The following is a 6185-nucleotide window of genomic DNA, read 5'->3' as shown; positions in this document are numbered from 1 at the left end:
GCGTTGTTGCGAACAAGTGATTTTTTCTTCTCGTTCCATTCGAGGACCTTCGTTTTGAACACCCCGACCCAAATTTTGTCCGACCGCGAACTCGCCACCGTCTTGGCAGCACTCCGGGTGTATCAGGTTTAACTGGAACAAGGATCGTGCGACCCGGAATTCGACACGTTTGTGGCGGCGATCGCAGGCAATCGCGGGAAGCCATTAACGATCGATGAAATCGACAGTCTCTGCGAGCGGATAAACTGCCCGGTCTAACTGCGCCGCTCTGGGTACCGCCCGACTTTATTTTAACGTCAAAGATGGCGACGGGCGGCGAGAAACTCGGGCACTGCGCTGGATCTGGTCTTAATGATCAATGAATCGATATCAGCAAATCAAAAAAATAGAGTTTCATCAGGTAATTACAATTATGACAGATTGGGTTTCCAATAGACTGCTACTGACCGGGGTTCAGTCGGAACTTGAACGGGTCTGGCAGACATGTCTGCGGCCAAGCCGGCAAAATCTCTCCGGCCAAAACCATTTCGATTTTGCCGGCCTTGTTGCGGAGCCCATCGAATTGTTGAAGCAATGCGATCAGGGTGTCTGCGACGACCTGCGGCGGTGGCGGCGGGCGAATTGGGGCGTGTCGAAGAACAGTGTTAACTGCGAAATCCTATCTAAACAGCATGGTGTTTTAGACATTTACTTCGAAACTGCCTGGACGACACCAAGCGCAGCTTTTGCAATGCTTGCTGCCCAGTTTCCGCAGGTCACGGGAATGGTTTTTGCGGTGGAAGAAGGCTCGGAGTGGGGGATTCTCGGAACCCTGCGCGATGGCGTATACGAGTGTTCGACCGGCGCCATTTCCTGGGAACTTCGATGCCTTACCAATGAATGCATCAGCAATGTCATGGTCAAGCTCGTTCAGGAGTCGGAAATACCGGTTCTACCCGTCCCTGCAGGCCGTGGAGGCGAGCTTGACGACCGCGTCGTGGAGGTCTGGAGCCGATTGGCGACCCTCATACCAGACTACATGAGGCGCCTGAATGTCCTCTGCGATGTGAGGCGTCTCAACGAATGGCACGAATGCTGTGAGGGCCGAACAATTGGGAACGTCATCAAGGCAAAATTGTTTTCGAACCCGCTGACAGAAATCTTCCTCCAGGGCAATGGGCGGAGCTTTTCGGCGATCGATCGAGGCGTCATGGATCTGGTCGCTCGTCTGGCCGTAGCCGATGAGCGCCTACCTGCAGAAATCGAGAGCAGGCTGCTGTCTGAGTTAGATCTCTTACTGAATTGGCAGGACGAGGATGCGTTATGGGAGTGGACTCAGTCCGCGTTCTTTCGGCCTGGTATAACTTTGGACCTTTCCAGTACTACCCGTTTGTCAAAGAGCCTTCTCCGCTACGCGGTTGATTTGCACGGGCAGCTCGAAGCACACTTCGCCGCCCTCGAAGCAGCGATCCCGCCTGCCGGCGTCCTCCGTGTCAGCAAACCGCCCGCCTGATTTGAATGTATTTTCCGGCGGCAGCTGCCGAGTTGCGAAATACAATTACATTCACCTCGGCAGCATTGACGAAACTTAGTTCTATTCACTTGACGTTACAAAGTTCTGTGTCATCCTGCGCGGACGAGATCTCCCGCGGAGGCTGCCATTGAACAAGCCTACTGACAAACCACCGCGCGCGCCGCGAGCCGTCCATGGCTGGATGCTGGAGATGCTGATCCAATGCGATCAGGTCTCGCCAGGATTCATGGGCCGCACCTTTCGCGCCAGCCCGCTCCGCCGCCAGGGCATTGCGCTCGCCCTCACCCTCATTCAACGCGACGGCGCGGAGGCGATCCTCACGAAATTGGCTGACCACGATGCGAAAGCCATTTTGTCGAACTGTCTATTGGGGCAGGTCTGCCATTTACTGTTTCAGAAACGCGTTCGTGAGATCGTTTCTGCCCTCGTTGGCCGACGTGATGGACTGATCGGGACTCTCGGTCGACTCGGCCCAGACCCGCTGCCAGCCGCCGATTATGAAAAACTGATTGGCCTCTATTCGGATGCTTGCCATCGCCGGCGGGCTTTAACACTGCAGCAGATGTCGAAAATCACTTCTGGAATGATCCATACGATCTGCGGCCTCCCCCTGCCCTTTGCTATTCGGCCGGTGCTTTGCCGAACGCAAGGAGCAAAAGGTGTTTTGCGTTTTGTGCGCAGCATCGATCTGATTCGCCGCGCGGTGCCCGGTGTCACCGACGAGCAACTGGTCGCCTCCTTGCGTACCCTCACCCCCGCGATGTCGCTTGGYCACTTCGTCGAGCGGTGGATGACGAAAGCGACGCGATTCGGCTGCAGCCCCATCGTAGGTGACGCCAATTTTGTCCCTGTTGACAACGCGAAGTCCCTCAATCGGATCGGGCGTGAAATGCAGAACTGCATTTCGACCAAGGCCATGAAATGCGTCGCCGGGCGCGCCTACTACATTCTGTACCGCCCGATTCCGACTGTGATCGAACTTGCCAGCCTCAACCGCGGTTGGATCCTCGATGGTCTCTATGGCCCAGCAAACGCACAACCCGATCCCGCCGCCCTGCGGATGATCTATCCGTATCTCGAAAGCGCGGGCATTCTGGTTCCGGCACGTCACTCCCATTCGCGGAAATACAATTTGGTCTTCGAGCACCTGGGCGGATTCGATTGGAACGTCGACAATCTCCCGCTCCTCGATGACGACGTCGAGCCAGATAGTCAATTTCAGCAGGAGATCGCCAATGCCGCGTGAATATGTCCGTGATCGCGGTGGAAAGATTGTCGGAGTACTCGAGGATAACGGGATCTCGCGTCGGATCGAGATCCGGGACGCCGCCGGCCGGCGTCTCGGCACTTACGACAAGCGGCTCAACGAAACGCGGGATACTGCAGGGCGCTTCCTGGCGCATGGAAATGTGCTTCTCAGCCTTGTCTATCGATTCTAGCCGTCGTCCTGCTTGCCGAAAGGTAATTTGGTCCACGAACAAACAGCATCGCCGTGGCGTCCTTTGAAATGAGTGGCTTGTCCCTAAAGATTTCTGAATAAAGGAAGCGATCATGCGGATGACGATCGTGCGCGTGACGATGGGCATTGCCTCCGTCTTTTTGATCGGACTTTGGCCTTTGCCAGCCCTCCTGGGTCATCTGGTGCTCCTCATCTGGATCGTGCCGCGTTTCTTTGTCGACCAACACCTGACCCGGGTCTGCCGGTCCGAGGCGCACGAGGCTATCACCACGGCCACAGCTCTCGCGATTGAATTGAACGAGACGCAGCAGCAGCTTGCGTCGCTAAAGCGCCAGCTGGAGACATCGCGAATGCGGGATCCAGGTAAAATGGATTTGTTGTTTCGCAAGGTTGGCCTCGCCCCGGACTGCCCCGCATTCGYGGCGCGCGCGGTTCGCACAGCCTATCGCCGAAAATTGCATCCTGATTTGCAGCCCGCCCATAGAAGCGAGGCAGAAGGCCGCTTCAAAGCGGCAGAAGTTGTTTTTGACGAAATCTGGCGCCGACGCAATTTTCCGCCATAAGGCCCGCACAAATCAATTTTCGCGTAAACAGCGCCTCGAAATCCGAGATGGCGAGATGCCTCAGAGTTTGCCGTTTCCGGGCCACGCCACCTCATAGATGCTTTCTTGAGCAACAAAATAACACAAAGATATTGAGGAGATCACTTCACTATTACATTATTAGTTCAATACGTAAGAAATATCTCCCGTAAACATCAGAGTAAATGAATGTCTAGAACCTTTTGCCGCGAATTGATTGGCATGCGATACAAGTTCCCCTTCGACGGTAGCTCAGTACGAAAAGAAATCTTTTGTCTGACCTATGATGCGGCTCACACCAGGTCTCGGGAATACCCGCGATTTACAGTCTGACCACCGGATGGGTGAGCTTCATGGGCTCGCGCGCGAGATTGATCGCGGCCGCAACGACACCATGGCATTCTATTCTTCTGTCAATGACCCGCAGCCTTGGCCTTTGAACGACAGAGCCACATCGTTGCTGCGAGCCGGTGACTACAAGCCGATCTCGGAACGAAAATGCTTCCTTGGTTCCAAGCTGCTGCCGCCGAAGTCCATGGACCCGCCGTCCTGTTTGCCGACAACAGATTGCGATGGCAATTTCGCTATTCAGGTTCCGGAATTACTCGAGAGGACATCCTTGACTTCGCCGGCAGCCTTAAGGCCCGCCACACCTTTGTCGATACGCCGCAACGCGTGCCATGGCTCATTTTCAATGAGCAACCGTCGGAAAGGGATTTTCTGATGGCAAAGTTGCGCTGGTCCTGAAGCCATGCGACGTCGGCCGGTCCAAGACCTTGATTTGGAAGCCTGGTCGCCCTCCCCCGGGCGGAACCGGGGCCCTAAATGCAGCTATTATAAAACAATCACAAGTTTATTGGAACACAATGAAAATTAATTCTCTTTTCTCGGCTGATGCCTCCAAATGTGCCAGCGTCGATTTCAGCGATTACTCTTACCTGGCTCTTCGTCCAGTTGTCCATGTGGGCGAACAGACAATGGACGCCTCGTTGCTCGATTATGACGAAGTGCAGGTGCAGGTCGGATTAAATGGCGTCCCAACTCACCTCTACGATACCGTGGCCGACGCGGCGGTGGCAATCGACTGGATTCTTGCGCAACGCAATGCTTTTCCGCACCTGCGCACCTGGTACAATGGACTGGAGATTCAGGCAGAATTTTTCGACTGGCGTTCTCTGGCAGCGATGTACGCCGAGTGGGACGACGATTGGGAGGCGGTTGAGAATGTAGCCGCCGGCATCATTGCCAACCCATTTAGCCTGACCTGCGATGGCAATATCAACCCCGTAATTGCGGAAGCTATCAAGAGGGTAGCCCGATGATGAATGAGATGGGGTCAGGGCTCGAGCACGACTTCCTCCTGCGCGACACAATACTGCAACTCTGACGTTTTTTCCTCAAATCGGGAGACAACGTGATGGGTTTCCGATCAAGCTTAGAATTCGCTTGCCCGGCTTGCGGACAGGATAAAATATTTCTGATCCAGTGTGACCCGGCATGGTCCAAGCTCACCGCGAGCAACCCGTTTGATCCCTGGGATATCCAATGGGATGATTACGGAGGGCACGAGTGGAGTGAGACGAACCTCGCGCAATGTGGCGTCTGCCAGTGGAGGGGCCGTGTGGGTGATCTGTCGGTGCCCGCCGCAGGAGAGGCTTTATGAAACACGTTCCAGGTAAAAGCGGCGACCCCGACAGGTCACGAACGTCGCCGCCGCTCAGTGTCGAACATTGCGAAAAGGCGGGCTTCGCAAATCAGCACTTTTTTCAATGTCCAGTTTGCGGATCCTCTCACCGGATCGCAATTTTTCCATCTTGTGCGCCATTTGTTCTGACGGTTTTCAATTGAACTCGACCGGCAGCAGGAACGTGAAATGCGCTTTCACACGGATCGCCTCGCTGCCCGTTGGCGTTCCCGCACACCGAGCTCGAAAAGCTCACAGACGATACCGCGTCGACCACTTGGTACTTGACCTTCTCGAGCAGCCACCGTCGCCAGATCGCGGTGGGACGGTCAGGGATCCGACCGGGCGGATCGCGCTCGCGAGGAACTTGGAAAAAATCATATCCTGTATTGCGAAATCGATGACGTTCGCGCTTGACCGACTGCGCCACCTTCAGCGTTTCGCATCGACCATCGGCCGCGATATTCAATCCTGACGCTCTCGCCTGGCACGAAGCCCGCTTCTTTGAGTCCAGCAATGAGTGGGGCCAACGACTACCGGCTTTTTCATTTCGCACCACGTAGCCCTTCGCTCTTTGCGACGAAAGCCCCACGGCGAGTGCTCCCGCAGCCCTGGTCTGGCTGCCATGGATCTCGCCCCATCACCGACCCCTGCTGCCGATGCGACCCCACTCACGACCGAAGATCGTATCTTCGAACAAGCTTGGTTCGACCGCGAGCAGATCGGAGTCGGGTCGCGGCGGTCGAGAAGCAGGTCCCGGATCATTTTACTCTGACAACGACCCAATTTCGCGCACTTCCCCGCCAGCGTCTAATGAAAGCCCCGAATCAGTTTGCCTCAAGCGATTCACTTTGGTGCTTCAAACGCCTTGGCATGATAGTGCCGTCATGTCTCTCACCGAACCTATAGCGCTCGGCGCTACCGGGGTTGTCACGCAAGCCAGTCTTC

The 6185-nt window shown here is 55.5% G+C and carries 7 protein-coding genes; 6 read left to right on the top strand and 1 reads right to left on the bottom strand.

The window, feature by feature from the left end:
- The first annotated feature begins 412 nt into the window (after positions 1-412).
- The 6 genes from AC1DVM_RS14530 (at position 413) to AC1DVM_RS14505 (ending at position 4875) form a co-directional block, all read left to right on the top strand.
- Positions 413-1492, top strand: coding sequence for a hypothetical protein (locus tag AC1DVM_RS14530; RefSeq protein ID WP_477255296.1), 1080 nt, complete (start codon positions 413-415; stop codon positions 1490-1492).
- 148 nt (positions 1493-1640) lie between these two features.
- Positions 1641-2759, top strand: a complete 1119-nt coding sequence (locus AC1DVM_RS14525; RefSeq protein ID WP_477255294.1) for a hypothetical protein — start codon at positions 1641-1643, stop codon at positions 2757-2759.
- The gene (locus AC1DVM_RS14520; protein ID WP_477255292.1) at positions 2749-2952 is read left to right on the top strand and encodes a hypothetical protein; all 204 of its coding nucleotides are present in this window, start codon (positions 2749-2751) and stop codon (positions 2950-2952) included. Before AC1DVM_RS14525 ends, AC1DVM_RS14520 begins: the two co-directional genes overlap by 11 nt.
- Positions 2953-3064: 112 nt before the next feature.
- Positions 3065-3535, top strand: a complete 471-nt coding sequence (locus AC1DVM_RS14515; protein ID WP_477255290.1) for a hypothetical protein — start codon at positions 3065-3067, stop codon at positions 3533-3535.
- Positions 3536-4051: 516 nt separating this feature from the next.
- Complete coding sequence (locus tag AC1DVM_RS14510; protein WP_477255288.1) at positions 4052-4300, top strand: hypothetical protein; 249 nt, start codon at positions 4052-4054, stop codon at positions 4298-4300.
- Positions 4301-4419: 119 nt separating this feature from the next.
- Positions 4420-4875: a hypothetical protein gene (locus AC1DVM_RS14505; RefSeq protein ID WP_477255286.1), complete on the top strand. Its 456-nt coding sequence runs from the start codon at positions 4420-4422 to the stop codon at positions 4873-4875.
- A gap of 468 nt (positions 4876-5343) precedes the next feature.
- Here the strand turns inward: AC1DVM_RS14505 and AC1DVM_RS14500 are convergent, their stop codons facing one another.
- Complete coding sequence (locus tag AC1DVM_RS14500; protein WP_477255284.1) at positions 5344-5706, bottom strand: hypothetical protein; 363 nt, start codon at positions 5704-5706, stop codon at positions 5344-5346.
- Positions 5707-6185: the final 479 nt, after the last annotated feature.

Source organism: Microvirga sp. P4_A5 (assembly GCF_056402495.1).
This window is presented reverse-complemented; position numbering and strand designations above follow the sequence as displayed.

Excerpts from the sequence above, each read along its gene's own strand:
- AC1DVM_RS14510 (WP_477255288.1), top strand. The coding sequence starts at position 4,052 with ATGCTTCCTTGGTTCCAAGCTGCTGCCGCCGAAGTCCATGGACCCGCC.
- AC1DVM_RS14505 (WP_477255286.1), top strand. The coding sequence starts at position 4,420 with ATGAAAATTAATTCTCTTTTCTCGGCTGATGCCTCCAAATGTGCCAGC.
- AC1DVM_RS14530 (WP_477255296.1), top strand. The coding sequence starts at position 413 with ATGACAGATTGGGTTTCCAATAGACTGCTACTGACCGGGGTTCAGTCG.
- AC1DVM_RS14520 (WP_477255292.1), top strand. The coding sequence starts at position 2,749 with ATGCCGCGTGAATATGTCCGTGATCGCGGTGGAAAGATTGTCGGAGTA.